Annotated in this window: 22 protein-coding genes and 1 other RNA gene; 12 read left to right on the top strand and 11 right to left on the bottom strand. The window is 67.5% G+C overall.

The window, feature by feature from the left end; translation table 11 throughout:
- The first annotated feature begins 71 nt into the window (after positions 1 to 71).
- From BLT64_RS15420 to BLT64_RS15400, 5 genes are all read left to right on the top strand, one after another.
- Complete coding sequence (locus tag BLT64_RS15420; protein WP_011750513.1) at positions 72 to 1,706, top strand: amidohydrolase; 1,635 nt, start codon at positions 72 to 74, stop codon at positions 1,704 to 1,706.
- A gap of 3 nt (positions 1,707 to 1,709) precedes the next feature.
- Positions 1,710 to 2,621: a CobW family GTP-binding protein gene (locus tag BLT64_RS15415; RefSeq protein ID WP_011750514.1), complete on the top strand. Its 912-nt coding sequence runs from the start codon at positions 1,710 to 1,712 to the stop codon at positions 2,619 to 2,621.
- A 238-nt stretch (positions 2,622 to 2,859) separates the two neighbouring features.
- Positions 2,860 to 3,540, top strand: a complete 681-nt coding sequence (locus BLT64_RS15410) for an ImuA family protein (RefSeq protein ID WP_041530462.1) — start codon at positions 2,860 to 2,862, stop codon at positions 3,538 to 3,540.
- Positions 3,446 to 4,966 carry a Y-family DNA polymerase gene (locus BLT64_RS15405; protein ID WP_011750516.1) on the top strand — a complete coding sequence of 507 codons (1,521 nt, stop codon included), beginning with the start codon at positions 3,446 to 3,448 and terminating at the stop codon, positions 4,964 to 4,966. The genes BLT64_RS15410 and BLT64_RS15405 overlap by 95 nt, the downstream gene beginning before the upstream one ends.
- Positions 4,966 to 8,199 carry an error-prone DNA polymerase gene (locus tag BLT64_RS15400; RefSeq protein ID WP_011750517.1) on the top strand — a complete coding sequence of 1,078 codons (3,234 nt, stop codon included), beginning with the start codon at positions 4,966 to 4,968 and terminating at the stop codon, positions 8,197 to 8,199. The genes BLT64_RS15405 and BLT64_RS15400 overlap by 1 nt, the downstream gene beginning before the upstream one ends.
- A 66-nt stretch (positions 8,200 to 8,265) precedes the next feature.
- Here BLT64_RS15400 and rpmG read toward each other — a convergent pair whose 3' ends face one another.
- The 3 genes from rpmG to BLT64_RS15385 form a co-directional block, all read right to left on the bottom strand.
- A complete protein-coding gene (rpmG, locus tag BLT64_RS15395) occupies positions 8,266 to 8,433 on the bottom strand; it encodes a 50S ribosomal protein L33 (protein ID WP_011750518.1) in 168 nt (55 codons plus the stop codon).
- A 187-nt stretch (positions 8,434 to 8,620) separates the two neighbouring features.
- An RNA gene (gene rnpB / locus BLT64_RS15390) (RNase P RNA component class A) lies at positions 8,621 to 8,988 on the bottom strand.
- Positions 8,989 to 9,077: 89 nt separating this feature from the next.
- Positions 9,078 to 9,443, bottom strand: coding sequence for a winged helix-turn-helix transcriptional regulator (locus BLT64_RS15385; protein ID WP_011750519.1), 366 nt, complete (start codon positions 9,441 to 9,443; stop codon positions 9,078 to 9,080).
- 85 nt (positions 9,444 to 9,528) lie between these two features.
- Between BLT64_RS15385 and BLT64_RS15380 the strand changes: the two genes are divergently transcribed.
- A complete protein-coding gene (locus tag BLT64_RS15380; RefSeq protein ID WP_011750520.1) occupies positions 9,529 to 10,371 on the top strand; it encodes an SDR family oxidoreductase in 843 nt (280 codons plus the stop codon).
- On the opposite strand, the gene BLT64_RS15375 is transcribed toward BLT64_RS15380, so the two are convergent.
- The 6 genes from BLT64_RS15375 to BLT64_RS15350 form a co-directional block, all read right to left on the bottom strand.
- Positions 10,368 to 12,767: an ATP-dependent helicase gene (locus tag BLT64_RS15375; protein WP_011750521.1), complete on the bottom strand. Its 2,400-nt coding sequence runs from the start codon at positions 12,765 to 12,767 to the stop codon at positions 10,368 to 10,370. The genes BLT64_RS15380 and BLT64_RS15375 overlap by 4 nt on opposite strands.
- A gap of 46 nt (positions 12,768 to 12,813) precedes the next feature.
- A complete protein-coding gene (locus BLT64_RS15370) occupies positions 12,814 to 13,125 on the bottom strand; it encodes a hypothetical protein (protein WP_011750522.1) in 312 nt (103 codons plus the stop codon).
- Positions 13,126 to 14,091, bottom strand: a complete 966-nt coding sequence (folE2, locus tag BLT64_RS15365) for a GTP cyclohydrolase FolE2 (RefSeq protein WP_011750523.1) — start codon at positions 14,089 to 14,091, stop codon at positions 13,126 to 13,128.
- Between the two features lie 87 nt (positions 14,092 to 14,178).
- A complete protein-coding gene (metZ, locus tag BLT64_RS15360) occupies positions 14,179 to 15,375 on the bottom strand; it encodes an O-succinylhomoserine sulfhydrylase (protein ID WP_011750524.1) in 1,197 nt (398 codons plus the stop codon).
- A 70-nt stretch (positions 15,376 to 15,445) separates the two neighbouring features.
- Positions 15,446 to 16,051 (bottom strand): inner membrane-spanning protein YciB, encoded by a 606-nt coding sequence (locus BLT64_RS15355; RefSeq protein ID WP_041530463.1) that lies wholly within the window; start codon positions 16,049 to 16,051, stop codon positions 15,446 to 15,448.
- Between the two features lie 97 nt (positions 16,052 to 16,148).
- The gene (locus BLT64_RS15350) at positions 16,149 to 17,240 is read right to left on the bottom strand and encodes a DUF1223 domain-containing protein (RefSeq protein ID WP_011750526.1); all 1,092 of its coding nucleotides are present in this window, start codon (positions 17,238 to 17,240) and stop codon (positions 16,149 to 16,151) included.
- Positions 17,241 to 17,506: 266 nt separating this feature from the next.
- On the opposite strand from BLT64_RS15350, the gene acnA reads away from it, so the two are divergent.
- Positions 17,507 to 20,266: an aconitate hydratase AcnA gene (gene acnA / locus BLT64_RS15345; RefSeq protein WP_011750527.1), complete on the top strand. Its 2,760-nt coding sequence runs from the start codon at positions 17,507 to 17,509 to the stop codon at positions 20,264 to 20,266.
- A 166-nt stretch (positions 20,267 to 20,432) separates the two neighbouring features.
- Here the strand turns inward: acnA and BLT64_RS15340 are convergent, their stop codons facing one another.
- Together BLT64_RS15340 and rpsD are read right to left on the bottom strand one after the other, a co-directional pair.
- A complete protein-coding gene (locus tag BLT64_RS15340; protein ID WP_041530668.1) occupies positions 20,433 to 21,047 on the bottom strand; it encodes a hypothetical protein in 615 nt (204 codons plus the stop codon).
- Between the two features lie 192 nt (positions 21,048 to 21,239).
- The gene (gene rpsD, locus BLT64_RS15335; protein ID WP_011750529.1) at positions 21,240 to 21,860 is read right to left on the bottom strand and encodes a 30S ribosomal protein S4; all 621 of its coding nucleotides are present in this window, start codon (positions 21,858 to 21,860) and stop codon (positions 21,240 to 21,242) included.
- 198 nt (positions 21,861 to 22,058) lie between these two features.
- On the opposite strand from rpsD, the gene BLT64_RS15330 reads away from it, so the two are divergent.
- From BLT64_RS15330 to BLT64_RS15310, 5 genes are all read left to right on the top strand, one after another.
- On the top strand, positions 22,059 to 22,430 hold the full coding sequence (locus tag BLT64_RS15330; RefSeq protein ID WP_011750530.1) for a HesB/IscA family protein: 372 nt from the start codon (positions 22,059 to 22,061) through the stop codon (positions 22,428 to 22,430).
- A 100-nt stretch (positions 22,431 to 22,530) separates the two neighbouring features.
- Positions 22,531 to 23,274: a triose-phosphate isomerase gene (gene tpiA / locus BLT64_RS15325; protein WP_011750531.1), complete on the top strand. Its 744-nt coding sequence runs from the start codon at positions 22,531 to 22,533 to the stop codon at positions 23,272 to 23,274.
- Positions 23,275 to 23,406: 132 nt separating this feature from the next.
- Positions 23,407 to 24,453 (top strand): methionine ABC transporter ATP-binding protein, encoded by a 1,047-nt coding sequence (locus BLT64_RS15320; RefSeq protein WP_041530464.1) that lies wholly within the window; start codon positions 23,407 to 23,409, stop codon positions 24,451 to 24,453.
- Complete coding sequence (locus BLT64_RS15315) at positions 24,443 to 25,117, top strand: methionine ABC transporter permease (protein ID WP_011750533.1); 675 nt, start codon at positions 24,443 to 24,445, stop codon at positions 25,115 to 25,117. Before BLT64_RS15320 ends, BLT64_RS15315 begins: the two co-directional genes overlap by 11 nt.
- Positions 25,118 to 25,133: 16 nt before the next feature.
- Positions 25,134 to 25,928, top strand: a complete 795-nt coding sequence (locus BLT64_RS15310; RefSeq protein ID WP_011750534.1) for a MetQ/NlpA family ABC transporter substrate-binding protein — start codon at positions 25,134 to 25,136, stop codon at positions 25,926 to 25,928.
- Positions 25,929 to 25,970: the final 42 nt, after the last annotated feature.

Genomic DNA, 25,970 nt, shown 5'->3' with positions numbered 1-25,970 from the left:
ATTATGCATTTCACGCAGGATGTTTGTCACGGCTAATCTGCCCGCGAAGCCGGATCCGACGGAGAAATTGCATGATCCCGACCGTTTTTTCAGCACGCCGCATCATCACCATGGACCCGTCGCGGCCCGAGGCGACCCATGTGATGGTGTCCCATGACGGGCGCATCCTCGCCGTCGGCGGCCCCGACATGATGCGCGGCCGGGGCGAGTTGCGCCACGACGACCGTTTCGCCGACAAGATCCTGATGCCCGGCTTCGTCGAGGGGCACGCCCATATGATGGAGGGCTCGGTCTGGCGCTTTACCTATCTTGGCCATTACGACCGCGTGGCCCCGGACGGGCGACCGTGGCAGGGCATCACCAGCACCAATGCGCTGGTCGAGCGCCTGCGCGAACGCGCCGAGGAACTGGGCGACGGTCCCGTCGTCGGTTGGGGCTTCGATCCGCTTTTCGTGCCCGGCGACCGGCTGTCGCGGCTGGACCTGGACCGGGTCTCGACCACGCGGCCGGTGGTGGTGCTGCATTCGAACATGCACCTGCTGACCGCCAACAGCGTGGCGCTGGAACTGGCCGGATACGACGAGAACACCGATATCCCGGGCGTCATCCATACCGAGGACGGCGAGCTGCACGGCGAGTTGCACGAGATGGGCGCCATGTTCCCGGTCATGCGCCGGGTCGGCGCCAGCTTCCGCGCCCTTGGCGGCGATCCCGAGGCGATCTGGAACTTCGCGCGTTCGGCCTGCCGGGCGGGGGTGACGACCTCGACCGACCTGCTGAACGAGCTGGCCGACGAGACGCTGGCCGACCTGTTCGCCACCACGGCCAAGGACGGCTATCCGCTGCGGCTGGTGCCGATGCTTTCGGCGATGGCGCTGCCGCCCGCGGCGGTGGCGGCGCGGGCGCAGGAGTTGCGGGCGCGCTCGACCGACCGGCTGCGGCTGGGCGGGGTGAAGATCGTCACCGACGGCTCGATCCAGGGCTTCACCGCACAACTGAACGCGCCCGGCTATCATCGCGGCACCGACAACGGCATCTGGAACATCGCCCCCGAGGCGCTGAACGCCATGGTGGACGACCTGAACCGCCAGGGCATCCAGATGCATATCCATGTCAACGGCGACGGCGCCAGCCTTGCCGCCATCGAGGCGCTGGAGGCGGCGCTGTCCGGGCATTTCCGCCCCGACCACCGCCACACGTTGCAGCATTGCCAGATGGCCGACCGCGCCCAGCTGCGCCGCATCGCCGCGCTGCAATGCTGCGTCAACCTGTTCGCCAACCACCTGTATTACTTCGGCGACAAGCATTACGAGATCACCATCGGCCCCGAGCGCGCCTGCCGCATGAACCCCTGCGCCAGCGCGCTGGAGATGGGCATTCCGCTGGCCATCCATTCCGACGCGCCGATCACGCCGCTGGCACCGCTGGTCACCGCCTGGTGCGCGGTCAACCGCCTGACCGACAGCGGCCGGCAGTTGGGCACCTCCGAGCGCATTTCGCTGGACGCCGCGCTTTACGCCATCACGCTGGGCGCGGCCTATACGCTGAAGCTCGACGGCGAGCTGGGTTCGGTCGAGGTCGGCAAGCGCGCCGATTTCGCCGTGCTCGAGGACGACCCGCACGCGCTTGGCCCCGAACGTCTGCGCGAGGCGCGGGTCTGGGGCACCGTCTTCGGCGGCCGGCCGGTCCCGGCCGGATCGTTCTAAGCCATGGCCGCCCCGCTTCCGGTCAACATCCTGTGCGGCTATCTGGGGGCCGGCAAGACCACCTTGCTCAACCGGCTCCTGGAGCGGCAGGACGAGCGCATCCTGGTCATGGTCAACGATTTCGGCGACATCGCGGTCGATGCGGCGCTGGTCTCGCGCCGCTCGGCCGACACGATCCAGCTCAGCAACGGCTGCATCTGCTGTTCCATGGCGGGTGGGCTGTTCGATGCCTTCGAGCGGGCGCTGGACCTTCGCGGCCGGGTCGATCGCCTGATCGTCGAGGCCAGCGGCGTCGCCGAGCCCCGGCGGCTGGCAGGCATCGCCCTGGCCGAGCCCGACCTGGATTGTCGGGCAATCGTCGCCGTGGCCGATCCGCAAAGCCTGGCCGAACGCCTGGCCGACCCGAGGATCGGCGGCGTGGCGGAAAGCCAGGTCCGGGGCGCGGATATGGTGTTCCTGTCGCGCGGCGACATCGCCAGCCGCGCCGCGCTGCGCCGCACCGCCCGGCTGGTCGCCGGGATCAATCCGCTGGCCAGCCTGCACATGGCCCTGGACAGCGGTCTGCTGAAGGCGCTGAGGGCACCCCACGACGCCCGAAGCTTTTCGGCCCTTGCCCCGCATCGCGACCACCGGCACCTGTTCGCCAGCCGCACCATCACGCTTGCATCGCCGCCGGATCGTCAGCGCCTGCTCGGAATCATGGCGCGCCATACGCAGTCGATCCATCGCCTGAAGGGGTATGTCCGCCTGCCCGATCTGCCCCGGCCCCATCTGCTGCAACTGGCCGGGGGCATGCTGTCCCTGGAACCGGCCGAGGCGCCCGACGCCCCGTTCCTGAACCGCCTGGTTGCCATTTCGCCGGACAAGCATGCGCTGGTGAACCTGGTGGCCGAGTTGGAGCAGGTGCGGGCCTGAAATACCCGTCCCCGAACGGCTGCAAGCTTGGCCGAAACCCGAATCGGCATGGAGAGCCGATCCGCGGCCCGACGCGACCGGCCGGGCGGGATGACCGCCTGCCCGGCTCGAACCGATGCAAAGGTGCAGGATTTCAGGACCATCCGGGCAGTTGGCGACGGTGTTGTCGTAGCAGCGCCGCAATTGACGAATCTTTGCCCGCACTATAAGAACAAATCAGGAACATATTGACTGAACCATGTCCGCTCGCCCTTTCCCTTTCGGGGTGGCGCCTTTCGGACGGGCGCCAGTCCCCGCGCCGCCGCCGCAGCCGGCCGCGCCGATCCTGTCCGAAGCCTTTGGCACCCGGCCCCTTGCAGGCGCGGCACCCGGTTTCGTGCTGGCCGCGCTGCCGCCGGGGCTGGTGCTCTGGGCGCAGGACCGGCTCAGCCGGGCCGAATTCGGCGCCCCCTTCCTGCCCGGCATGGGGCGGGACCTGCTGCGGCTGGACCTGACGCGCCCCGCCGATGTGCTGTCCGCGCTGGAGGACGGGCTGCAAAGCCGCGCCCTTGCCGCCGTGGTGGGCGAGATCCACGGCCCTGCCCCGGCGCTGAGCTTCACCGCCAGCCGCCGGCTTGCGCTGCGGGCCGAGGCGGCGGGCCTGCCCTGCTGGCTGATCCGCCATGCCGCCCGGCCCGAACCCAGCGCGGCACGGATGCGCTGGCGGCTGGCGCCGCTGCCCTCGGTCCCCGACCCCGACGATCCGCAGGCCCCGGGCGAGCCGCGCTGGCTGGCCGAATTGTTCCGCGCCCGCGGCCGGCCGTCCTCGACCTGGGTGGTGCGCCATGACCGGGCGGCGGATCGTCTCGATTTCTCTGCCCCGCCTCGCGATCGAGAGCTGGCAGAGCCGCGCGACGCGCCGGGGCGACGCATGGCCTGAGGACATCCCGCTGGCGCTGGCCGCGCCCGGCCCGCACGGACCCGTCATCCACGCCGCGAACCGCGCCGCCGAACGGGCCGGCGCCCGGATCGGCACCCGCGCCGTGGACAGCCGCGCCATCTGTCCCGCCCTGCACATCGAGCCGGCCGAGCCCGAGCGCGACGCCGCCCGGCTGGCGCGGCTGGCCTTCTGGGCGCGGCGCTGGGGGCCCTACAGCACGCCCGACGGCGATGACGGCATCATCCTCGACACCACCGGCGCCGCGCATCTTTTCGGCGGCGAGGCGGCGATGCTGGCCGAGATCCAGGCCGGCTTCGCCCGCGCCGGGCTGACCGCGCGGCTGGCGCTGGCGCCGACGCGCGGCGCAGCCTGGGCGCTGGCCCGCTTTGGCCCCGAGCGCGCGATCTGCACCGATCCCTTGCCCGCGCTGGCACCGCTGCCGGTGGCCGGGCTGCGGCTGTCGGGGGAAACCCTGCTGCTCTTGCGCCGGTTGGGGCTCAAGACCATCGGCGACCTTGCCGCCATCCCGCGCCTGTCGTTGATGCGCCGTTTCGCCCGGGCCGAGCCGCAGGACAATCCGCTGGTCCGCCTCGACCAGGCGCTGGGGCGCGCGGCCGAGCCCTTGGACGCGCCCGAGCCCGCCCCGGAATTCGCCGCCGAGGCCCGGCTGGCCGAGCCGGTGATGGACCCCTCGGACTGGCTGCCGGGACTGCTGGCCGATCTTTGCGCCCAGATGGCGGCGGCGGATCGCGGCTGCCGGCGGCTGTGCCTGTCGGTCTTTCGCGTCGATGGCGAGCGGCGCGACATCCGCGTCGCCATGGCCGCGCCCACGCGCGACCCCGGCCACCTGCTGCGCCTGTTCGACGGTCGGCTGGAGCGGCTGGACCCCGGCTATGGCTTCGACCTGATCCGGCTGGCGGCCGAGGCGGTCGAGCCGCTGGCCCAGGCCCAGCCCGGCCTGGACGGCGCCGCGCCGACGGGACTGGCACTGGCGCGGCTGGTGGACCGGCTGGCGGCACGCTTTGGCGCCCAGACGATCAGCCGGCCGCTGCCGCGCGAAAGCCATGTCCCCGAACGCGCGGAAGCCCCCGGCCCGCCGCTGGCCGCCACCCCTGCGCCGCCCGCGCGCCCCGACCGGCCGATCCGCCTGCTCAACCCGCCCGAAGAGATCCGCGTGCTCTACGCCATCCCCGAGGGACCGCCGGCCCAATTCGTCTGGCGCCGCCAGACCCTGCGCGTCGCCCGCCACGCGGGGCCCGAGCGCATCGCCCCGGAATGGTGGCACGACCGCCCCGGCACGCGGCTGCGCGACTATTTCCGCATCGAGGACGACAGCGGCCTGCGCCTGTGGATCTATCGCGAGGGGCTGGTTCATGACGGCCGCGGTGGGGCGCCACGCTGGTTCCTGCACGGGATATTCGCCTGATGCCCGACCATCATGCCCGCCCCGAGATCCTGCTGCCCCCGGTCGAGCACCCGAACCCGCCCGCGGATTACGTCGAACTGGCGGTGACCAGCGCCTTCAGCTTCCTGCACGGCGCCTCGCATCCGCGCGAACTGGCGCTGGCGGCGCATCTCATGGGCTATGACGCGCTGGGAATCGCCGACCTCAACAGCCTCGCCGGCGTGGTGCGGCTGCATGCCACGGCGAAGAAGCTGCACCTGCGCCCGGTGATCGGGGCGCGGATCGTGCTGGCGGACGGCACCGCTTTCCTGGCCTATCCGACCGACCGCGCCGCCTATGGCCGGCTCGCCTCGCTCATCACCAAGGGGCGGCGGCACGATCTGGCCGGGAACTGGCAGAAAAAGGGGCGCTGCGACCTGAACCTTGCCGACCTAGCCACCCATGCGCAGGGGATGCGGCTGATCTGGCTGCCGGGCGACGACCTTTCGCCCCTGCCCGATCTGGCCCTGCGCCTGCCGCAGCTGTCGCATGTCGCGGCCAGCTGGCTTTATCGCGGTGACGACCGGGCGCGGATCAACCGGCTGGACCGGGCGGCGCAGGCGGCGGGGCTCTCCATCGTCGCCGTCAACGACGTGCATTACCACGCGCCCGACCGCCGCCCGTTGCAAGACGTGATGACCTGCATCCGCGAGGGCACCACCATCGCCCGGGCCGGCCTGCTGCTGGCGCAGAACGCCGAGCGCCACCTGAAGCCGCCGGCCGAGATGGTGCGCCTGTTCGCCGACTGGCCCCATGCCATCCGCGCCACGCGCGAGATCGCCGACAGTTGCCGCTTCTCGCTGGACGAGCTGCAATACGAATACCCGCGCGAAAGCGTGCCGCCCGGCCTGACGCCGCAGCAGCATCTGGAAAACCTGACCTGGCAAGGCGCGGACTGGCGCTATCCTGCCGGTGTGCCCGACAAGGTCCGCGCCACGCTGATCAAGGAACTGGCATTGATCCGCGAGAAGAAGATCGCGCAATATTTCCTGACCATCCACGACATCGTCCGTTTCGCCGAAGACCGGGCGATCCTGCACCAGGGCCGCGGCTCGGCGGCGAATTCCGCGGTCTGCTACGTGCTGGGCATTACCCCGGTCGATCCCGCCAAGCATGAATTGCTGTTCGAGCGGTTCATCAGCCAGAACCGCAAGGAGCCCCCCGATATCGACGTGGATTTCGAGCATGAGCGGCGCGAGGAGGTGATCCAGCACATCTACGACCGCTACCGCCGCGACCGCGCCGGGCTTTGCGCCACGGTGATCCACTATCGCCCGCGCAGCGCCATCCGCGAGGTCGGCAAGGTCATGGGCCTGTCCGAGGACGTGACCTCGGCCCTGGCCGATACGGTCTGGGGCAGTTGGGGCAAGGACATGTCCGCCGCCGACACCATGCAGGCGGGGCTCGACCTGGGCGACCCGCTGCTGCGACGCACGGTCAGGCTGGCCGAAGAGATGATCGGCATGCCCCGCCACCTGTCGCAGCATGTCGGCGGCTTCGTGCTGACCGAGGGGCCGCTGTCCGAAACCGTGCCCATCGGCAATGCCGCCATGCCGGATCGCAGCTTCATCGAATGGGACAAGGACGACATCGACGAATTGCACATCCTCAAGGTCGATGTGCTGGCGCTGGGGATGCTGACCTGCATCCGCAAATGCTTTGCGCTGATCAAGGCGCATTACGGCAAGGTGCTGACGCTTTCGGATTTCGACCATGACGACCAGCCGACCTACAAGATGCTGCAAAGGGGTGACAGCATCGGCACCTTCCAGGTCGAAAGCCGGGCGCAGATGGCCATGCTGCCGCGCCTGAAGCCCAAGAGGTTCTACGACCTGGTGATCCAGGTCGCCATCGTCCGCCCCGGCCCGATCCAGGGCAACATGGTCCATCCTTATCTGCGGCGTCGAGCGGGGTTGGAGACGGTCGATTTCCCCGGTCCCAGGGATGGCGACCCGGACGAGTTGAAGAATATCCTGTTTCGCACCGAAGGCGTGCCGATCTTTCAGGAGCAGGCGATGAAGATCGCCATGGTCGCCGCCGAGTTCACTCCGAACGAGGTGGACGATCTGCGCAAGGCCATGGCCACCTTCCGCTCGCGCGGGACGATCGGGCAGTTGCAGGACAGGATGGTCGGCAAGATGGTCGAGCGCGGCTACACGCGCGACTTCGCCGAGCGTTGCTTCAACCAGATCAAGGGCTTCGGCGATTACGGCTTTCCCGAAAGCCATGCGGCGGCATTCGCACATCTGGCCTATGTCTCGGCCTGGCTGAAATGCCATCACCCGGCCGCCTTCGCGGCGGCGCTGCTGAACAGCCAGCCGATGGGTTTCTACGCCCCGGCCCAGATCGTGCGCGACGCGCGCGACCACGGCGTCACCGTGCTGCCGGCCGATGTGAACATCAGCGAATGGGACAATACGCTGGAGCCTTGCGACGGCACCTTCGCGCTGCGCCTCGGCCTGCGCCAGATCGACGGGCTGCCCGAGGCGCTGGCCGAACGCATCAAGCAGGCGCGCCACGAACCCTATGCCGACCTGGCCGACCTCAAGACCCGCGCCGGGCTCGATGCCCGGGCCATCCGGCTGATCGCGGCGGCCGATGGCTTGCGCTCGATGGGGCTCGACCGGCGGGCGGGGCTCTGGCAGGCGCGCGCCCTGCGCGATGCGCCGGAACTGCCGCTGTTCGGACGACGGGACGAAGGGCCCGAGCCCGCCGTCACCCTGCCCGCCATGCCGCTATACGAGCATGTCACCGCCGATTATCAGACCTTGCGTCTGTCGCTGAAGGCCCATCCGATGCGCTTTCTGCGCCGCAGCCTGACGGCGCAGGGCTATGTCCCGGCGGCCGGCCTTGCCGCCCTGTCGAACCGCAGCCGCCTGCGCATGGCCGGCATCGTGCTGGTCCGCCAGCGCCCTGGCAGCGCCAACGGCACCTGCTTCGTCACGCTGGAGGACGAGACCGGCGTGGCGAATCTGGTGGTCTGGGAAAAGACCTTCGCGCAGTTCCGCAAGGTGGTGATGACCGCCCGCCTGCTGGAGGTGCATGGCCAGCTTCAGCGCGCCGAGGGCGTGACCCATATCGTCGCGCATTGGCTGGGCGACCGATCCGAAGCCTTGCTGCGCCTGGCCGGAGAGGCGCCGGCCGCGCTGCCCCAGCCCCGCCCCAGCCATCCGCGCCAGGTGCGCATCCTGCCGAAATCGCGGGATTTCCACTAGGCGCACATGCAGAAACCGCGCCCCCTGCGAGACGCGGTTCCAAAGCTGTTCCGTCAGGGGCAGATCTTACTTGATCTTGCCTTCCTTGTATTCGACATGCTTGCGAACAACCGGGTCGTATTTGTTGACCGTCATCTTTTCGGTCATCGTGCGGGCGTTTTTCTTGGTGACATAGAAATGCCCGGTCCCGGCCGTCGAGTTCAGACGGATCTTGATCGTCGTCGGCTTCGCCATCTGTTTCGCTCCTGCTGCGGGGCAAAACGCATCTCGCCAACCCCGTGGAATTCTCTTGAAGCCCGCCTTTTAGCGGCAGAACGGACGAAGTCAACCGGGAATCGGCCGGAAATCGGCGGCTTTGCGGCGAAAATCGCCCGACCCGGAATTGCCCGGCGCGCATCGCATCGGCCCGGCCAGAGAGGATTTGCGCGGATGGCCTGTAAGCCGGATTTTGTTCCGGGGTCGCCCCCTTCGATGACCATTCCTCTGGCCCCGCCGTTGCCGGCGGGATCTGGCTGCCAACCCGGACCTGCTGGGGCAAAGGCGGCCCTGTCTTGCGACGCGCGGTCCCTATTCGGCATTGCTCCCGGTGGGGCTTGCCGTGCCGGGACTGTTACCAGCCCCGCGGTGGGCTCTTACCCCACCGTTTCACCCTTGCCCATGCATGCATGGGCGGTCTCTTCTCTGTGGCGCTTTCCCTGGGGTTGCCCCCGCCGGGCGTTACCCGGCACCGTGCCTTCATGGAGTCCGGACTTTCCTCGACGTTGCCGCCGCGGTCATCCGGCCATCCGCGCAGAAAGGCAGATAGGACCGACGGAGGCCAAGGTCAAGCGCCGCGCCGGTTGCGCCGCCGCATGCGTATTTGGGAAACGGTGAAGGGGTCAGGCCCGCGTCCAGCCGCGCGCGATCTGGGGCAGCGCATCCTCGATCCAGCCCAACAGCGCGCCGACCCGCAGCGCCGCCTCGTGCCCCAGCGGCGTCAGCGCATATTCCACATGCGGCGGCACGGTCTGGAAATCGCGGCGCAGCACCATGCCGTCCGCCTCCAACCCCTGAAGCGTCTGCGCCAGCATCCGCTCGCTGACGCCGCCGATGCGCTTGCGCAACGCGGAAAAGCGGTGCGGCCCCTCGGCCAGCACGCGCAGCACCAGCATGCCCCAGCGCCCGGTCAGCCGCCGCAGCACATCGCGCGAGGGGCATTCCGCCGCCATCAGATCGCCCCTGCCGGCGGCATCGGATTTTTTCATACTAACATTCCTGTATGTTCTTACGATCCGTAAGTTAGGGGCCTATCTTTCGCCGCACAAGACATTCAAGGAAAGGAAACGAGAGATGACCGTCGCCGTCACCGGAGCCACCGGCCAGCTTGGCCGCCTGACCATCGCCCGGCTGAAAACCCTGCTGCCCGCAGGCGAAATCGTCGCGCTGGCCCGCAATCCCGAAAAGGCCGCCGACCTGGGCGTCGAGGCCCGCGCCTTCGACTACGACCGGCCCGAAACGCTGGCCACCGCCCTGCAGGGCGTGGACCGGCTGCTGCTGATCTCGTCGAGCGAGGTCGGCAAGCGCGCCGCCCAGCATCGCGCCGTGATCGAGGCTGCCAAGGCCGCCGGTGTCGGGCAGATCGTCTATACCAGCCTGCTGCATGCCGACCGCTCGCCGCTGTCGCTGGCCGAGGAACATGTGGCGACCGAGGCCATGCTGGCCGCATCGGGCATTCCCCACGCCATCCTGCGCAATGGCTGGTATGCCGAGAACCATACCGGCGCGATCCCTGCGGCACTGGCGCATGGCGCGCTGATCGGCGCGGCGGGCGAGGGTCGGATCTCGGCCGCCGCGCGCGCGGATTACGCCAAGGCGGCTGCATCGGTGCTGGCGGATGGTGGCCATGCCGGCCAGACCTATGAACTGGCCGGCGATGACGGCTGGACCCTGGCCGAGCTTGCCGCCGAGCTTTCGGCGCAAAGCGGCAAGGCGATCCCCTATCGCAACCTGTCGCAACAGGATTACGCGGCTGCGCTGACGGGCGCGGGCCTGCCCGAGGGGCTGGCCGGGGCGATCGCAAGCTGGGATACGGGTGCCGCGCAAGGCGCGCTGTTCGACGACAGCCGCACGCTGTCGCGCCTGATCGGCCGTCCGACCGCGACCCTGGCCGAAGTGGTGCGCGCCGCGCTCTAGAACGGCACGTCGTCCAGCGAGCCGGCCCCACCGGCCTGCGAGGCGGGCTGCACATAGCCCGCCTTGATGGTCTTGAAGCCGGTCGGGAATTCGACGGTCAGCGTATCCTCGGCGATGCCCATGACGGTGCCGTTGCCGAATTTCTGGTGGAACACCCGGTCGCCGACCGAAAATCGCGCCGCCGGCTCGGCATCGATGACGACCGGCGTGCGGTGGACGGGCTGCGCACGCTGGGCGGACCGTTCCTGCATCCGCTTCCAGCCCGGCGAGTTATAGACATCCGCCCGCGCCGCGCGTTCATGCATGACCGATTGCGCAAAGGGCTGGACCGCCGCGCCATAGCCGCCGCCGTAAAGGCCCGGCGGGGTCAACACCTCGACATGATCCTCGGGCAGTTCGTCGATGAAGCGCGAAGGCAGCGACGATTGCCATTGCCCATACATGCGGCGGTTGCCGGCAAAGCTGATCGTCACCAGTTCCTCGCCGCGCGTGATGCCGACATAGGCCAGGCGCCGCTCTTCTTCCAACCCTTTCATGCCGCTTTCGTCCATGCTGCGCTGGCTGGGGAACAGCCCATCCTCCCAGCCCGGCAGGAAGACGATGGGATATTCCAGCCCCTTGGCGGCATGCAGCGTCATGATCGAGACCTCCTCGGACTGCTCGCCCCTGTCATTGTCCATGACCAGCGCGACATGCTCGAGGAAACCTTGAAGGTTTTCAAATTCTTCCAGCGCCTTTATCAATTCTTTCAAGTTGTCGAGCCGCCCCGGCGCGTCGGGCGACTTGTCGTTCTGCCACATGGCGGTATAGCCGGATTCGTCCAGGATCCGCTCGGCCAGCTCGACATGGTTCATGCGACTGTCCAGCGCATCGGCATGCCAGCGGCCCATGGCCTCGGTGAACTGCCGCAGCGCCCCCGCCCCCTTGCCGCCAAGCGCGCCGCTGGCCACGGCCGAGGCCGCGCCCTCCAGAAGCGACAGCCCGCGTTCCCGCGCCTCGACCTGGATCTTCTGCACCGCCTTGTCGCCCAGGCCGCGCTTGGGCACGTTCACGATACGCTCGAAGGCCAGGTCGTCGGTGGGGCTGACCGCCAGCCGGAAATAGGCCATGGCGTCGCGGATTTCCTGCCGCTCGTAGAAGCGCGGGCCGCCGATCACCCGGTAAGGCAGGCCGATGGTCATGAAGCGGTCCTCGAAGGCCCGCATCTGGTGGCTGGCGCGCACGAGGATGGCAATGTCGTTCAGGCTGCGCCGGCCGATGGAGTGGCGATGACCGCCTTGGAACGCCTCGATCTCCTCGCCGATCCAGCGCGCCTCGGCCTCGCTGTCCCAATGGCCGATCAGGCGCACGCGCTCCCCTTCTTCGGCCTCGGTCCACAGCGTCTTGCCCAGCCGCCCCTTGTTCGCCGCGATCAGCCCCGAGGCGGCGGCAAGGATATGCGGGGTCGAGCGATAGTTCTGCTCCAACCGGATCACCTGCGCGCCGGGGAAATCGCTTTCAAACCGCAGGATGTTGCCGACCTCGGCGCCGCGCCAGCCATAGATCGACTGGTCGTCGTCGCCCACGCAGCAGATGTTGCGATGCGCCTGCGCCAACAGCCGCAGCCACATGTATTGCGCGACGTTGGTGTCCTGATACTCGTCCACCAGGATATAGCGGAAACGGTCCTGCCAAGTCCGCAGCACGTCGGGATGCGCCTGGAACAGGTTGACGCAATGCATCAGCAGGTCGCCGAAATCGACCGCGTTCAGTTCCAGCAGCCGGCGCTGATAGGCGGCGTAAAGCCGCCCGCCCCAACCGTCGAAAGCGCGTTCCTCGCCCTTGGGCAGCTTGGCCGGGGACAAGCAGCGGTTCTTCCAGCCGTCGATCAGATGCGCGAGTTGCCGCGCCGGCCAGCGCTTCTCGTCGATATTCTCGGCCTGGATCAGCTGCTTGAGCAGCCGGATCTGGTCGTCGGTGTCCAGGATGGTGAAGCTGGGCTTCAGGTGCAGCTCGCCATCGCCGATGAGTTCGGCATGGCGGCGCAGGATCTTGACGCTGATCGAGTGGAAGGTGCCAAGCCAGGGCATGCCCTCGACCATCTCGCCCAAGAGCCGGCCGATGCGGTCCTTCATCTCGCGCGCGGCCTTGTTGGTAAAGGTCACGGCCAGGATCTGCCCGGGCCGGGCGAGGCCCAGGTTCAGCAGGTGCGCGATGCGCGTGGTCAGGGCGCGGGTCTTGCCGGTGCCGGCACCCGCAAGCAGCAGGACCGGCCCGTCCAGCGCCTCGACGGCCGCGCGTTGCGCCGGGTTCAACCCATCCAGATAGGGCGTCGGCCGTGCGCCCATGGCACGCTGGGAAAGCGGAACCGGGGCGGCTGCGGCCTCGAAGGCGTCCGAGTCGTCGAAATTGCTCATGCCACGAACATAGTCCGGACATCGCAGCCTTGGAAGCCTATCGTTCCTATTTCGTTCCAAAGGCGGCGAGGATGGCAAAAACCATCCACAGAAACAGCAGGATCAGGGTGAAAAAGACCGCAGAAACCAAGCTGACCCGCCCCGGGGCGCCCATGCCGCGCCGATGCAAATATTCCGAGAACCCGCCGGGATCCCACAAAAGGCTGCCATAGGAAAAAAGAAAGGCTGAATAGCCGGCAGCCCGCTTCTCGCGCAGCCGGCGGGCGCGCCATTGCGGGAACAACTCTCCGGCGCAAATGTGCACGCCAAACGCGCCGCCAAGCCAGTACGCGACGACAAGCGACATCAGCCAGAGCATTCACGCCCTGAGGCCGGCGAAGATCGCGGGATCAAGGCTGGCATGGGCGAAGGTCTCGCCCTGGGTCAGCACCGAAACCGCATCATGCGAATGCAGCGATTCCTGATGGCTGGCGACGACGCGGAAATCGCCGATGCGCGGCTCGGCCATCAGTTCGGCGGCGAAGGCGCGCACCGCATCCTCGACGAAGATCGGATTGGCGGCGTTCAGCTCGGCAAAGGCCTGCTCGTCCTCGCGCTTGACCATGACCTGGGTTTCGGTCGCCACCGCCCGGCGGCACAGCGTTACCATGTCCTCGAACCACAGCGTATCGCCCTGCATCACCACCGAGATCCGCGCGATGCTGCGCTGCGAATGCGGCGTGGCCAGTTGCCCGCGCATCTGCCGGGCGTGCTCGGCCAGTTCCAGCGAACAGGGGCAGGTCGAGGAATACACGTAATCGAAATGCATGATCCGCAGCCGCTGGCCGGCCCGCTCGGAAAGCTCCAGCGCGATGTCGTAATATTGCCAGCCGGACAGGCCCGAACGCAGCGATTCGACCCGCATCGGATAGCTGAGCCGCATCATGATGCGGGCATCGAAGCTGCCCAGGTCGGATTTGTAATCCTCCAGCGCCGCCTCCAGCACGCCCATCGAGAACTGCTTTTCCGCATGGGCATAGAACGAGCGCATGATGCGGCTCATGTTGATGCCCTTGCGGTCGGCCTCCAGGCTGACCGTGCCGGTGACGCTGGTCTCCAGCGCGATCTCGCCGCCCTCCTGCGTCTGGTAGCGGATCGGCAGGCGGAAATTCGAGATGCCGACATGCTGGATCGGGGCCCGCGCACCGACGATCAGGCTGGCCGGCCCGTTCTGAAGGTCGGGCAGGCTGGCCTTGTAGCTGTCGTCCACGCGGAAATCTGCCGGATATTCGCGGCTCAGCGCCGGATAGGCGCGTTCGGTGGCGACGGGGCGGGCCTCGGTCATGGTCGTCTCCCTGGCAGGTCGGCAACTATTTGGGGGCTCGGAGCCGGAAAGGAAAGGGGCGCCCGGCAGGTTCCGGGCACCGGCATGTCAGGCCAGCGACTGGCGGATGTCCGCGATCAGGTCGCCGGCATCCTCGAGCCCGATGGACAGGCGCAAAAGACCCGGCGTGATGCCGAGGTCCAGCCGAACCTCTTCGGACAGGCGCTGATGCGTCGTGGTCGAGGGATGGGTGACGATGGATTTCGCATCGCCCAGGTTGTTCGAGATCTGGAAGATGCGCATGCGGTTCATCGCAGCGAAGGCCGCCTCCTTGCTGCCCAGGTCGATGGCGACCATGGTGCCGCCCGCGCCCATCTGGCGCTGCACCAGGTCGTGCTGCGGATGGTCGGGCAGGCCGGGATAGATGACGCGGGCAAGCCTGGGCTCGTCCTTCAGCGCGGTCGCCAGTTGCAGGGCGCTGTCGGTCTGGGCGCGCACGCGTAGCTCCATCGTCGCAAGCCCGCCCAGCATCATCCAGGCGTTGAAGGGGCTGATCGCGCCGCCGGTATGTTTCAGATAGGGCTCGGCCACCTCGCGCACGAACTGGCGCGTACCGCAGATCACCCCGCCCAGGCAGCGGCCCGAACCGTCGATATGCTTGGTCGCGGAATAGACCACCACGTCGGCGCCCTGTTCGACCGCGCGGGAATAGACCGGGGTGGCAAAGACGTTGTCCACCACGACCAGCGCCCCGACCGCGTGGGCCAGCTCCGCCACGCCGGCGATGTCTACCACCTCCAGCGTCGGGTTCGACACCGACTCGAAGAACACGGCCCTGGTATCCGGCCGGATCGCCGCGCGCCATTGTCCAAGGTCGGTGCCGTCGACGTAAGTGACCTCGACCCCGAAGCGCGCCAGCACGTCAAGCACGTAGAGGCAGGAGCCGAACAGCGCCCGCGACGAGACGATGTGATCGCCCGGCTTGACAAGGCACATCAGCGCGCCGTTGACCGCCGCCATGCCGCTGGCGGTGGCAAAGGCGTCCTCGGTCCCCTCCAGATCGGCGATGCGGTCCTCGAACATGCGCGAGGTCGGGTTGCCGTAGCGGGCATAGATGAACTCGTCCGGGCCGGTCTTGAGGAAACGGGCCTCGGCCTGTTCGGCGCTGTCGTAGGAAAAGCCCTGGGTCATGAACAGGGCCTCGGCCATCTCGCCATACTGGCTGCGGCGAATGCCGTGATGGACGGCACGCGTGCGCGGATGCAGAGGCTGGTTCGACTCCTGGGACTTCGGCTCCTGAGACATGGCTCGCTCCTGATGGTCAGGGATTCCGGTTACCCCCGCCCGGCCAGCCATGCAAGGGGTGCAGCGGGCGCTATTCGCCGTCGCGGGGCTGGGCGTGACGCTCGAAAAGCCGCGAATTGGCGATGAAGAACGCCACCATGATCGCCGGCAGGCCGAAGGTCTTGAAATTCACCCAGGCGGTTTCGGACATCAGCCGCCAGACCGCCTCGTTCGCCGCGGCAAGGCCCAGGAACAGCAATGCCATGCGCAGGGTCAGGATACGCCAGCCCTCGGCATTCATCGGCAGCGCCTCGGACATGACCAGTTCCAGCCAGTTGCGGCGCAGGGCCAGGCTGGTGCCCAGAAGCGCGGCGAAGATCAGGTAGATGATCGTCGGCTTCATCTTGAAGAATTTCGGGTCGTTCAGCCAGACCGACAACCCGCCGAAGACCACCACCAGCACCAGCGTGGCGACCTGCATGGGCGAAAGCCTGCCCGTCAGCCGCCACAGCGCCAGCGTGCTAAGCGCCAGGACCGGCACGAAGGCCAGCGTCGCCAGGATGAAGCCGGAATAGTCGCGGCCCGCCAGGCTGACGGTCTGGTCGCGAAAGCGCATGAAGACCAGAAAGAACAGGATCAGCGGGCCGAATTCCAGCGCGGCCTTGAGCCAGGGGTTGATCTTGCGCGATTCGGTCAAGGCGGGCTCCTCTGTGCAACGATGCCGGGGTTCTGCCCCGGCCGGGGCGGCGGCGCAAGCGGCGGGCCTTGGGTCCGGCCGCATCGGTCCGGCCGCGTCAGTCCAGCCGGATCGCGGCCAGAATCGGACCGCTGGCCGAATGCGGGTCGCCGCGGCCCAGTTCCTGCGCCAGGATGGCATGGCGGGTATCGTCGGGGAAATCGGCGCTGTTCTGGCTGTCGCGCCTGACGGTCATGCGCAGGGGGGTGCGACCGTCCCATTCGGCGATGCGCTCGACCGCCAGCACCACGTTGCGGTATTCCAGCGCCATGCCGCGGTTCTCGCCCGCCTTGATCGCCACGTGCCGTTGCGGCGCATAGCGCACCAGGATGATCGCCACCCGGCCCGAGATGGCGCCGCGCGGCGTCAGCTCGATGCGATAGCCGTCCTTGCCCTGGCTGGACGAGACCATGACCGGCGCCGGCCGGGCCATCTGGGTCTGAAGCAGGCCCATCAACTCGGCCGGGCGCAGCGCGATCAGCGTATCGGTGCCGCCGACGATGATCTGCGGCGTATAGATGGCCCGCTCGCCCGTCTGGTGCGCATAGGTCTGTTGGCGGCGAGTGAATTCGGGGCGGGCGAATTCATCGGCCCAGCCCAGATAATCCCAGTAATCCACATGCCAGGACAAGGCCAGCACGTCCTCGCGATCGGCCAGATCGGCCAGCAGTTCGTCGGCCGGCGGGCAGGACGAGCAGCCCTGCGAGGTGAAAAGCTCGACCACCACGGGCGGGTGGCCCACCGGACCCATCATGCGGGCGCGCGGCTGCACCTCGGCAAAGGAAACCATGCCCGAGGCCGCCAGCGCATCGGGGTCCATGGCCGGCGGCATCCCCTCGGCCGGGACGCCCGGCGCACCCTCGGGCGCCTCGATCAGGCCGATGACGCCGTCATCCTCGTCCTCTTCGGCAAGAAAGGCCGGCGCGGCGTCGGTCGCCGCGCCACCCTCGCGGGGCTGCGATCCCATCGGGGCAGCCGCCGGCGCTGTCGCGGGGGCCGCTTCCGGGGCCGGGCCGGGCGTGGCGTCCTGCGCCCATGCCGGCGCGGCAAATCCGCCCAGCAGCACCCACAGGGCGCAGGCCAGCCCCGGCAGGATCGCCGCCTTCCGCTCTTGCCCCCGGGCCGTCGTCTTGATGCGCCTTGCAGCCATATTGTCCGTTTTCCCGGCTCTTCCGATCCGCAACAGGTAAACCGCCCGGCAGGGGAACGACAAATCAATGCTTTGTTAGTGCGCCGTTCCCGCCGCGTGACCGTGATGCAAAACCCACATCTTGCAACCCTTGCAACCGCGGCAAAAATTTGGAATACCATTGTATACAAATCTTGCCCCGCCCCTTGATCCCCATGCCGAAAAGGGGCAAATGACAAGGCAGCACCGCCATTCAGCCACCTCTTCAAGGATAGGGAGCCGAGTCCATGCCCATCGAAACCGGAACAGATACCGCAAAGACGCGCCGCCAGCTTCAGGTGGGCTCGCAGAGCTATGCCTATTATTCCATCGATGCCGCGACCCAGGCCGGCCTGGGCGATTTCTCGAAGCTGCCGGCCTCGCTCAAGGTCGTGCTGGAGAACCTGCTGCGCTTCGAGGACGGCGGCCGCACGGTCAGCGTGGACGACATCAAGGCTTTCGCCGAATGGGCGCGGCAAGGCGGCCAGAACCCGCGCGAGATCGCCTATCGCCCGGCCCGCGTGCTGATGCAGGACTTCACCGGCGTTCCTGCCGTGGTCGACCTCGCCGCGATGCGCGACGGCATCAAGGCGCTTGGCGGCGATGCGCAAAAGATCAACCCGCTGAACCCGGTCGACCTGGTCATCGACCATTCGGTGATGATCGACGATTTCGGCAATCCCCGCGCCTTCCAGCGCAATGTCGAGCTGGAATATGAACGCAACATGGAGCGCTACACCTTCCTGAAATGGGGGCAGAACGCGTTCAACAACTTCCGCGTGGTGCCGCCCGGCACCGGCATCTGCCACCAGGTGAACCTGGAATACCTGGCCCAGACCGTCTGGACCGATACCGACCAGAAGGACGAGACCGTCGCCTATCCCGACACGCTGGTCGGCACCGACAGCCACACCACCATGGTCAACGGCCTGGCCGTTCTGGGCTGGGGCGTCGGCGGGATCGAGGCCGAGGCGGCGATGCTGGGCCAGCCGGTCTCGATGCTGATCCCCGAGGTCGTCGGCTTCAAGCTGACCGGCAGGATGATGGAAGGCACCACGGCGACCGACCTGGTGCTGAAGGTCGTGGCCATGCTGCGCAAAAAGGGCGTCGTCGGCAAGTTCGTCGAATTCTACGGCGACGGGCTCGACCACCTGCCGCTGGCGGACCGCGCCACCATCGCCAACATGGCGCCCGAATACGGCGCGACCTGCGGCTTCTTCCCCATCGACAACGAGACGCTGCGCTATCTGCGCAATACCGGCCGCGACGAGGACCGCATCGCGCTGGTCGAGGCCTATGCCAAGCAGAACGGCTTCTGGCGTGGCGCGGATTACGCGCCGGTCTATACCGACACGCTGCACCTGGACATGAGCGACATCGTCCCGGCGATCTCGGGTCCCAAACGTCCGCAGGACTATACGCCGCTGAACCTGGCCGCCCGCGCCTTCTACAAGACCGTGGCCGAATATCGCGGCGTGGACATGTCGGCCGCGGCCGAGGAGATGGTCGAGGAAGGCGGCGGCGTGGTCGCCACCTCGGGCACCGACGTGCGCAAGACCGTGGCGGTCGAGGGCAAGGACTATGCCATCCGCGACGGTTCGGTGGTGATCGCGGCGATCACCTCCTGCACCAACACCTCGAACCCCTATGTGATGATCGGCGCCGGCCTGGTGGCCCGCAAGGCGCGCGCGCTCGGCCTGACCCGCAAGCCCTGGGTCAAGACCTCGCTGGCGCCCGGCTCGCAGGTCGTGGGCGAATACCTGGAGGCCGCAGGTCTGCAGGAGGATCTGGACGCCATCGGCTTCAACCTGGTCGGCTATGGCTGCACGACCTGCATCGGCAACTCGGGCCCCCTGGGCGATGCGGCAATCTCCAAGGCGATCAACGACAACGACCTGGTCGCCACCGCCGTGCTGTCGGGCAACCGCAACTTCGAGGGCCGCATCTCGCCCGACGTGCGGGCGAACTACCTGGCCTCGCCGCCGCTGGTCGTGGCCTATGCCATCGCGGGCGACGTGAACATCAACCTGACCCGGGACCCGATCGGCCAGACGCCCGAAGGCAAGGACGTCTACCTCAAGGACATCTGGCCAACCTCGCAGGAGGTCGCCGAACTGGTCGAGGCCACCGTCACCCGCGAGGCGTTCCAGAAGAAATACGCCGACGTGTTCAAGGGCGACGAACGCTGGCAGGCGGTCGAGGTCACCGACAGCGAGACCTATGACTGGCCTCCGACCTCGACCTATATCCAGAACCCGCCCTATTTCCGCGGCATGTCCAAGGAACCGGGCCGGATCGACAACATCGACGGCGCCCGCATCCTGGCGATCCTGGGCGACATGATCACCACCGACCACATCTCGCCCGCCGGTTCGTTCAAGCCGACCACCCCGGCCGGCAAATACCTGACCGAGCGCCAGGTCGCGCCCAAGGACTTCAACAGCTACGGCTCGCGCCGCGGCAACCACGAAGTGATGATGCGCGGCACCTTCGCCAACATCCGCATCAAGAACGAGATGCTGGACGGGGTCGAGGGCGGCTATACCCTGGGCCCGGACGGGCAGCAGACCTCGATCTTCGACGCCTCGATGGCCTATCAGGCTCAGGGCACGCCGCTGGTCATCTTCGGCGGCGTTGAATACGGCGCCGGCTCGTCGCGCGACTGGGCAGCCAAGGGCACCAACCTGCTGGGCGTCAAGGCGGTCATCGCCGAAAGCTTCGAGCGTATCCACCGCTCGAACCTGGTCGGCATGGGCGTGATCCCCTTCGAATTCACCGGCGGCGAGAACCGCAAGACGCTGAACCTCAAGGGCGACGAGGTGATCTCGATCGACGGGCTGGCGGGCGAGTTCAAGCCGCTGTCGCTGGTGCCCTGCACCATCCGCTATGCCGATGGCAGCGAAAAGGTGATCCAGCTCAAGGCCCGCGTCGATACCGAGGTCGAGATCGAATATCTCGAGAACGGCGGCGTGCTGCATTACGTGCTGCGCAACCTGGCCAGGGCCTGATCCGCATCACAGGGCGAGTTTAGCAGGCCGTCCCTTCGGGGGCGGCCTTTTCGCTTGTGGGACCGTTGCAGTGAGTATTTGAGGAACGAAGAAGCCGGCGGGAGCCTTGCCGGGCCGCCGGAAGGATGTTCGGAAAACGGTGAAAGCGCAGGCCGCGCGAGGCCGCCTATTCCTCGGCGCAATACCACATGGTTCCGCCCACGGCGGCCGAGCCGATCACCAGCGAGCCGACCGCCACCGGCGAGGCCGCCACGCCCATGGCCGCCGCCCCTGCCGCCTCCAGCGTGCCCACCATCTGCCCCGAGGTCGCGGCCAGGATCGTGGCGCCGGGCCGCTGCGTCACCGCGTCATAGCCGGCCAGCGCCAGCGCATTGGCGTTGCGGAAGGTCGCCTGCCGCGCCGAGTTCACCCGCTCGCACAGGGTCTTGCGGCACAGCGCATTACCTTTGCGCGCGCCCTTCTGCGCGCCGATATAGGTGTCGTTCTGCTTGTCCCAGAGCAGGCAATAGCTGCCGTCGTCGCTCATCTCGTTGCGCCGCAGGATTTCGCGCAGGGTGACATAGCCCGGACAGGTGATCCGCCCCCAGCCAGAGAAGTTCTTTTCCATCCGCCCGACATTCTGGCGAAACTCGGCATCGCGGACATAGTTGATCTCGGTCTTCTCACCCGCGATCGAGGTCTCGCAAGTCCAGAGCCGCTCGTCCTTCGCCGGCTTCTCCTGCGCCGCCACGGGCAGCGAGAATCCCATCATCCCGATCAAAGCGGCAACCAGTGCCCGCATCGCCTCCCCCATGTGCTTCCTGCGCGCCGGTTTTCCCGAATATGCCGCCACCATGCAAGCCGCTCGCCCCGCGCTTGCCGGATTGTGAACGGCACCCGGCTTCTTCGTTCCCCAAATACTCACCGCAACGGCCCCACAAGCGAAAAGGCCGCCCCAGAAGGGACGGCCCTGAAACCTGCGATCCCGAAAGGATCAGTTCTTCGCGTAGAATTCGACGACCAGGTTCGGCTCCATCTGCACGGCATAGGGCACGTCGCCCAGGGCCGGAGTGCGCACGAAGGTCGCGGTCATCTTGTTGTGGTCCACTTCCAGGTAGTCCGGCACGTCACGCTCGGCCAGGCCCACCGATTCCAGCACGATGGCCAGTTGGCGCGACCGCTCGCGGATCGAGACCACGTCGCCTTCCTTGACGCGATACGAGGCGATGTTCACGCGCTTGCCGTTCACCTCGACATGGCCGTGGTTCACGAACTGGCGGGCGGCGAAGATGGTCGGCACGAACTTGGCGCGATAGATCACGGCGTCCAGGCGGCGCTCCAGGAGGCCGATCAGGTTCTCGCCGGTGTCGCCCTTGACGCGCTCGGCCTCGGCATAGATGCGACGGAACTGCTTCTCGGTCAGGTCGCCGTAATAGCCTTTCAGCTTCTGCTTGGCGCGCAGCTGGGTGCCGAAATCCGACAGCTTGCCCTTGCGGCGCTGGCCGTGCTGGCCGGGGCCGTATTCGCGGCGGTTGAGCGGCGACTTGGCGCGGCCCCAGATGTTTTCGCCCATGCGGCGGTCGATCTTGTACTTGGCAGCGGTGCGTTTGGTCATCGCTGATCTCCTTCTTTTACGTTGTCGAAGGGCGTTGTCCTCTGGCAAGATGCCTGACAGGGTTCCCCTTGCGGGGTCCACCAACACCAATGAAGCGGCGCTTATAGCCGCATCGGCACCCGAGTCAAGCGCCCCTGGCCCTTGAGCGGCAGCTTCGATGCCCCTAAATGAGAGACAGCGAACATAAAAAGGCCCGAGATGTTTTCGATCCCCGGCAAATCCCCCGTGACCATCACCCAGGCGGCCGAGCGGCAGATCGCCAGGCTCATGGCCCAGAAATCCGCCAGCGGGCTGCGCATCGGCCTGAAGAAGGGCGGCTGCGCCGGCATGGAATACACCATGGAACTAGCCGAAACCCCCGCCCCGGGCGACGAGGTGGTCGAACAGGGCGAGGCGCGGGTGCTGATCGCCCCTACCGCGCAGATGTTCCTGTTCGGGACCGAGATCGACTATGAATCCGGCCTCTTGGAATCCGGCTTCAAGTTCCGCAACCCGAATGTCACCGACAGCTGCGGCTGCGGCGAATCGGTCAACTTCGCCCCGCTGGAAGGCTCGCGCGCGAAAGCCTGAGCCTTTTTGCCGCAAGTTAGCGCCCACATCGCGCCAGCCGTCTTGATCGCGGGGACCCCCCGGCCTAATCCCTGTCAGACCAAGACAGAGGGAGAGGCAGATGGCCCCGCGCAAGCTCGCCGCCGGCAACTGGAAGATGAACGGAACCCTGGCCGCACTGGCCGAGATCGACCGGCTGCTGGCCGATCACCCGGCACCCGGCTGCGAGGTGCTGATCTGCCCGCCCGCCACGCTGATCCACCCCATGGCCGCCCGCAGCCAGGGCAGGATCGCTGTCGGCGGCCAGGATTGCCACGCCAAGACCTCGGGCGCCCATACCGGCGACATCGCCGCCGCCCAGCTTCGCGATGCGGGCTCGAGCCACGTCATCCTCGGCCATTCCGAGCGTCGCACCGACCATGCCGAGACCGACGAACAGGTGCGCGCCAAGGCGGCCGCCGCGCATGAGGCTGGGCTTGTCGCGGTGATCTGCGTCGGCGAGACCGAGGTGCAGCGGGACGCCGGCCAGACGCTCGACGTGATCTCGGCCCAGCTTGCCGGCTCGGTCCCGGATGGCGCGACGGCCGCGAACACGGTGATCGCCTATGAGCCGGTCTGGGCCATCGGCACCGGCCGCACGCCCACCTCCGACCAGATCGCCGAGGTGCATGCCCTGATGCGCGAGCGCCTGTCGGCCCGTCTGGGCGACGGCGCCGACTTCGCCCTGCTCTACGGCGGTTCGGTCAAGCCGGGCAACGCGGCCGAGATATTTGCCATCCCGCATGTGAACGGCGCGCTGGTCGGCGGCGCCAGCCTCAAGGCCGAGGATTTCGGCCCGATCATCGCCGCGCTTTCCGCAGCGTAACGCCCCCGAAAAGAACGCCATTCCATCCGGCCGGCCCGGTTTGGAATGGCATTGCCCTTTTGCGGGGTGCCAGCCCCTTGCAAAGCCCGGCCCGGCGGGCATAGGTCTCGCCTGACATTCAAGGCAAGGGCGATGACAGGGCCGGCAATCTCATTTCAGGGCGTGACGCGCCGTTATCCGCAAAAGGGCGACAGCGATGTCGTGGCGCTGCACGACATCTGGCTGGACGTGCCGCAGGGCGCGATCACCGGCATCATCGGCCGTTCCGGCGCCGGCAAGTCGACGCTTCTGCGCATGGTGAACGGGCTGGAACGTCCCAGCGCTGGCAAGGTGATCGTGAACGAGCGTGACGTGGGTGCCGCCTCGGATGCCAGCCTGCGCCGCATCCGGCGCGAGGTCGGCATGATCTTCCAGCATTTCAACCTGCTGGCCAGCCGCACCGTTGCCGAGAACATCGCCCTGCCGCTGGAGATCGCCGGCGAGGACCGCGCCAGGATCGCCCCCCGCATCGCGGAACTGATCGAGCGCGTCGGCCTGACCGCGCAAGCCGGCCGCTATCCGGCCGAGCTTTCCGGCGGCCAGAAACAGCGCGTCGGCATCGCCCGCGCGCTTGCCACCGGGCCGCGCGTACTCTTGTCGGACGAGGCGACCTCGGCGCTCGACCCCGACACCACGCGGCAGGTGCTGGAACTCTTGCAGCGCATCAACCGCGAACTGGGCCTGACCATCCTGCTCATCACCCATGAAATGGCGGTGGTGCGCGACATCTGCAGCCATGTGGCGGTGATCGAGGGCGGCCGCATCGTCGAGACCGGCGAAACCTACGAAGTATTCTCGAAACCCGCCCATCCCACCACGCGCTCGTTCCTGACCGGCGTCACCGGCGTCGCCGTGCCGCAATTCGTCGCCGGCCAGATGCAGGACACGCCGCAGGGTCCCGAGGCACAGGCGGTCACGCAGATCACCTTCATCGGCAGCCATGCCACCGACCCGATGCTGGCGCGGCTGACGGCCGAGCGCGGCATCAGCATCAACATCCTGGCCGGCGCCATCGAAGAGATCGGGACCAAGCCCTTCGGCAGCCTGATCGTCGCCCTGCCTGCCGCGCGGCTGGAGGAATCGCGCCGCTTCCTGGAAGAACACGGGCTTCTGACCGAGGTGCTTGGCTATGTCGGCTAACCTGATCCCGATCCTGTGGCAGGCGACGCTGCAAACGCTCTACATGGTCGCCATGTCCACCCTGATCGGCACGCTGATCGGCGGGCCGCTGGGCGTATTCCTGGCCACCTCGCGCCGGGGCGAACTGCTCTCGGCGCCCTGGCTGAACACCACCCTCGGCCTGGTGGTGAATGCGGCGCGCTCGACGCCCTTCATCATCCTGGTGGTGGCGATCATCCCGTTCACGCGGCTGATCGCCGGCACCTCGATCGGCACCACCGCCGCCATCGTGCCGCTGACCATCGCCGCGGCGCCCTTCATCGCCCGCCTCATCGAGACCGCCATCCGCGAAGTCGATGCCGGCCTGATCGAGGCCGCCCGCGCCATGGGCGCCACCCCCGGCCAGATCGTCCGCAAGGTGCTGATCCCCGAGGCGATGCCCGGCATCATCCTGGGCCTGACGCTCGCCGTGGTCAGCCTGATCGGCTATTCCGCCATGGTCGGCGCGGTCGGCGGCGAGGGGCTGGGCGATCTCGGCATCCGCTACGGCTACCAGCGCTTCATGCCCGAGGTGATGCTGGCCGTGGTCGTGATCCTGATCGTGCTGGTGCAACTGGTGCAGTCGGCCGGCGAATGGATCGCTGCCCGTTTCGACAAGCGCGCGCCCCGCAACCGGGGCCGATAAGCAGAAAGGACCAATCATGCGCACATTCAGCCTTGCCGCCCTGACCTCGGCACTCGCCATCTCTGCCACCATGGCCGCCACCATGGTCTCGGCCGAGGAAATCAAGGTCGGCGTCTCGCCGGGGGAACATGGCGAGATCATGGAAGAGGTCGCCAAGGTCGCCAAGGACAAGGGCCTGACCATCGACATCGTCGAGTTCACCGATTACGTGGTGCCGAACCAGGCGCTGGCCGATGGCGACCTGCAAGCCAACAGCTTCCAGCACCAGCCCTATCTGGACAACCAGATCAAGGACCGCGGCTTCGACCTGGTCGCCATCGCCAGGACCATCACCACGCCGATGGGCGTCTATTCGGACAAGCTGAAATCGCTGGACGAACTGCCCGATGGTGCCAAGGTCGCGATCCCGAACGACCCGACCAATGGCGGCCGCGCACTGCTGCTCCTGCAGGACAAGGGCGCGATCACGCTGGCCGAGAACACCGGCCTCACCCCTTCGCCGCTCGACGTGACCGGGAACCCCAAGAACTTCAGGTTCCTGGAACTCGACGCCGCGCAACTGCCCCGCGCGCTGGCCGATGCCGACATCGCCATCATCAACACCAACTATGCGCTGGATGCCGGCCTCAACCCGAACGAGGACGCCATCGCCATGGAAAAACCCGACAGCCCCTATGCCAACATCATCGTGGTGCGCAATGGCGACGAGGACGCGGCCTGGGCCAAGCAACTGGTCGAGGCCTATCACGACCCGGCGGTGAAGCAGTTCATCGAGGAAAAATACCAGGGCGCCGTCATCCCGGCCTGGTGATCCTTTCCGTTTTCCAAATACCCCGGGGGAGTCGCGGCACGC

Origin of the sequence: Paracoccus denitrificans (assembly GCF_900100045.1) — a bacterium.
In the GTDB taxonomy this organism is placed as follows: Bacteria; Pseudomonadota; Alphaproteobacteria; order Rhodobacterales; family Rhodobacteraceae; genus Paracoccus; species Paracoccus denitrificans.
This window is presented reverse-complemented; position numbering and strand designations above follow the sequence as displayed.

What these genes read in the sequence shown, in the direction of transcription:
- BLT64_RS15370 (WP_011750522.1), bottom strand. Translation starts at nt 13,125, where the DNA reads ATGCTCTGGCTGATGTCGCTTGTCGTCGCGTACTGGCTTGGCGGCGCG.
- BLT64_RS15330 (WP_011750530.1), top strand. Translation starts at nt 22,059, where the DNA reads ATGTTTTCGATCCCCGGCAAATCCCCCGTGACCATCACCCAGGCGGCC.
- metZ (WP_011750524.1), bottom strand. Translation starts at nt 15,375, where the DNA reads ATGTCTCAGGAGCCGAAGTCCCAGGAGTCGAACCAGCCTCTGCATCCG.
- BLT64_RS15405 (WP_011750516.1), top strand. Translation starts at nt 3,446, where the DNA reads ATGACCGGGCGGCGGATCGTCTCGATTTCTCTGCCCCGCCTCGCGATC.
- BLT64_RS15375 (WP_011750521.1), bottom strand. Translation starts at nt 12,767, where the DNA reads ATGAGCAATTTCGACGACTCGGACGCCTTCGAGGCCGCAGCCGCCCCG.
- BLT64_RS15350 (WP_011750526.1), bottom strand. Translation starts at nt 17,240, where the DNA reads ATGGCTGCAAGGCGCATCAAGACGACGGCCCGGGGGCAAGAGCGGAAG.
- BLT64_RS15380 (WP_011750520.1), top strand. Translation starts at nt 9,529, where the DNA reads ATGACCGTCGCCGTCACCGGAGCCACCGGCCAGCTTGGCCGCCTGACC.
- BLT64_RS15315 (WP_011750533.1), top strand. Translation starts at nt 24,443, where the DNA reads ATGTCGGCTAACCTGATCCCGATCCTGTGGCAGGCGACGCTGCAAACG.
- BLT64_RS15340 (WP_041530668.1), bottom strand. Translation starts at nt 21,047, where the DNA reads ATGCGGGCACTGGTTGCCGCTTTGATCGGGATGATGGGATTCTCGCTG.
- folE2 (WP_011750523.1), bottom strand. Translation starts at nt 14,091, where the DNA reads ATGACCGAGGCCCGCCCCGTCGCCACCGAACGCGCCTATCCGGCGCTG.
- BLT64_RS15320 (WP_041530464.1), top strand. Translation starts at nt 23,407, where the DNA reads ATGACAGGGCCGGCAATCTCATTTCAGGGCGTGACGCGCCGTTATCCG.
- rpsD (WP_011750529.1), bottom strand. Translation starts at nt 21,860, where the DNA reads ATGACCAAACGCACCGCTGCCAAGTACAAGATCGACCGCCGCATGGGC.
- BLT64_RS15410 (WP_041530462.1), top strand. Translation starts at nt 2,860, where the DNA reads ATGTCCGCTCGCCCTTTCCCTTTCGGGGTGGCGCCTTTCGGACGGGCG.
- BLT64_RS15420 (WP_011750513.1), top strand. Translation starts at nt 72, where the DNA reads ATGATCCCGACCGTTTTTTCAGCACGCCGCATCATCACCATGGACCCG.
- BLT64_RS15400 (WP_011750517.1), top strand. Translation starts at nt 4,966, where the DNA reads ATGCCCGACCATCATGCCCGCCCCGAGATCCTGCTGCCCCCGGTCGAG.
- tpiA (WP_011750531.1), top strand. Translation starts at nt 22,531, where the DNA reads ATGGCCCCGCGCAAGCTCGCCGCCGGCAACTGGAAGATGAACGGAACC.
- BLT64_RS15415 (WP_011750514.1), top strand. Translation starts at nt 1,710, where the DNA reads ATGGCCGCCCCGCTTCCGGTCAACATCCTGTGCGGCTATCTGGGGGCC.
- acnA (WP_011750527.1), top strand. Translation starts at nt 17,507, where the DNA reads ATGCCCATCGAAACCGGAACAGATACCGCAAAGACGCGCCGCCAGCTT.
- BLT64_RS15310 (WP_011750534.1), top strand. Translation starts at nt 25,134, where the DNA reads ATGCGCACATTCAGCCTTGCCGCCCTGACCTCGGCACTCGCCATCTCT.
- BLT64_RS15385 (WP_011750519.1), bottom strand. Translation starts at nt 9,443, where the DNA reads ATGAAAAAATCCGATGCCGCCGGCAGGGGCGATCTGATGGCGGCGGAA.
- rpmG (WP_011750518.1), bottom strand. Translation starts at nt 8,433, where the DNA reads ATGGCGAAGCCGACGACGATCAAGATCCGTCTGAACTCGACGGCCGGG.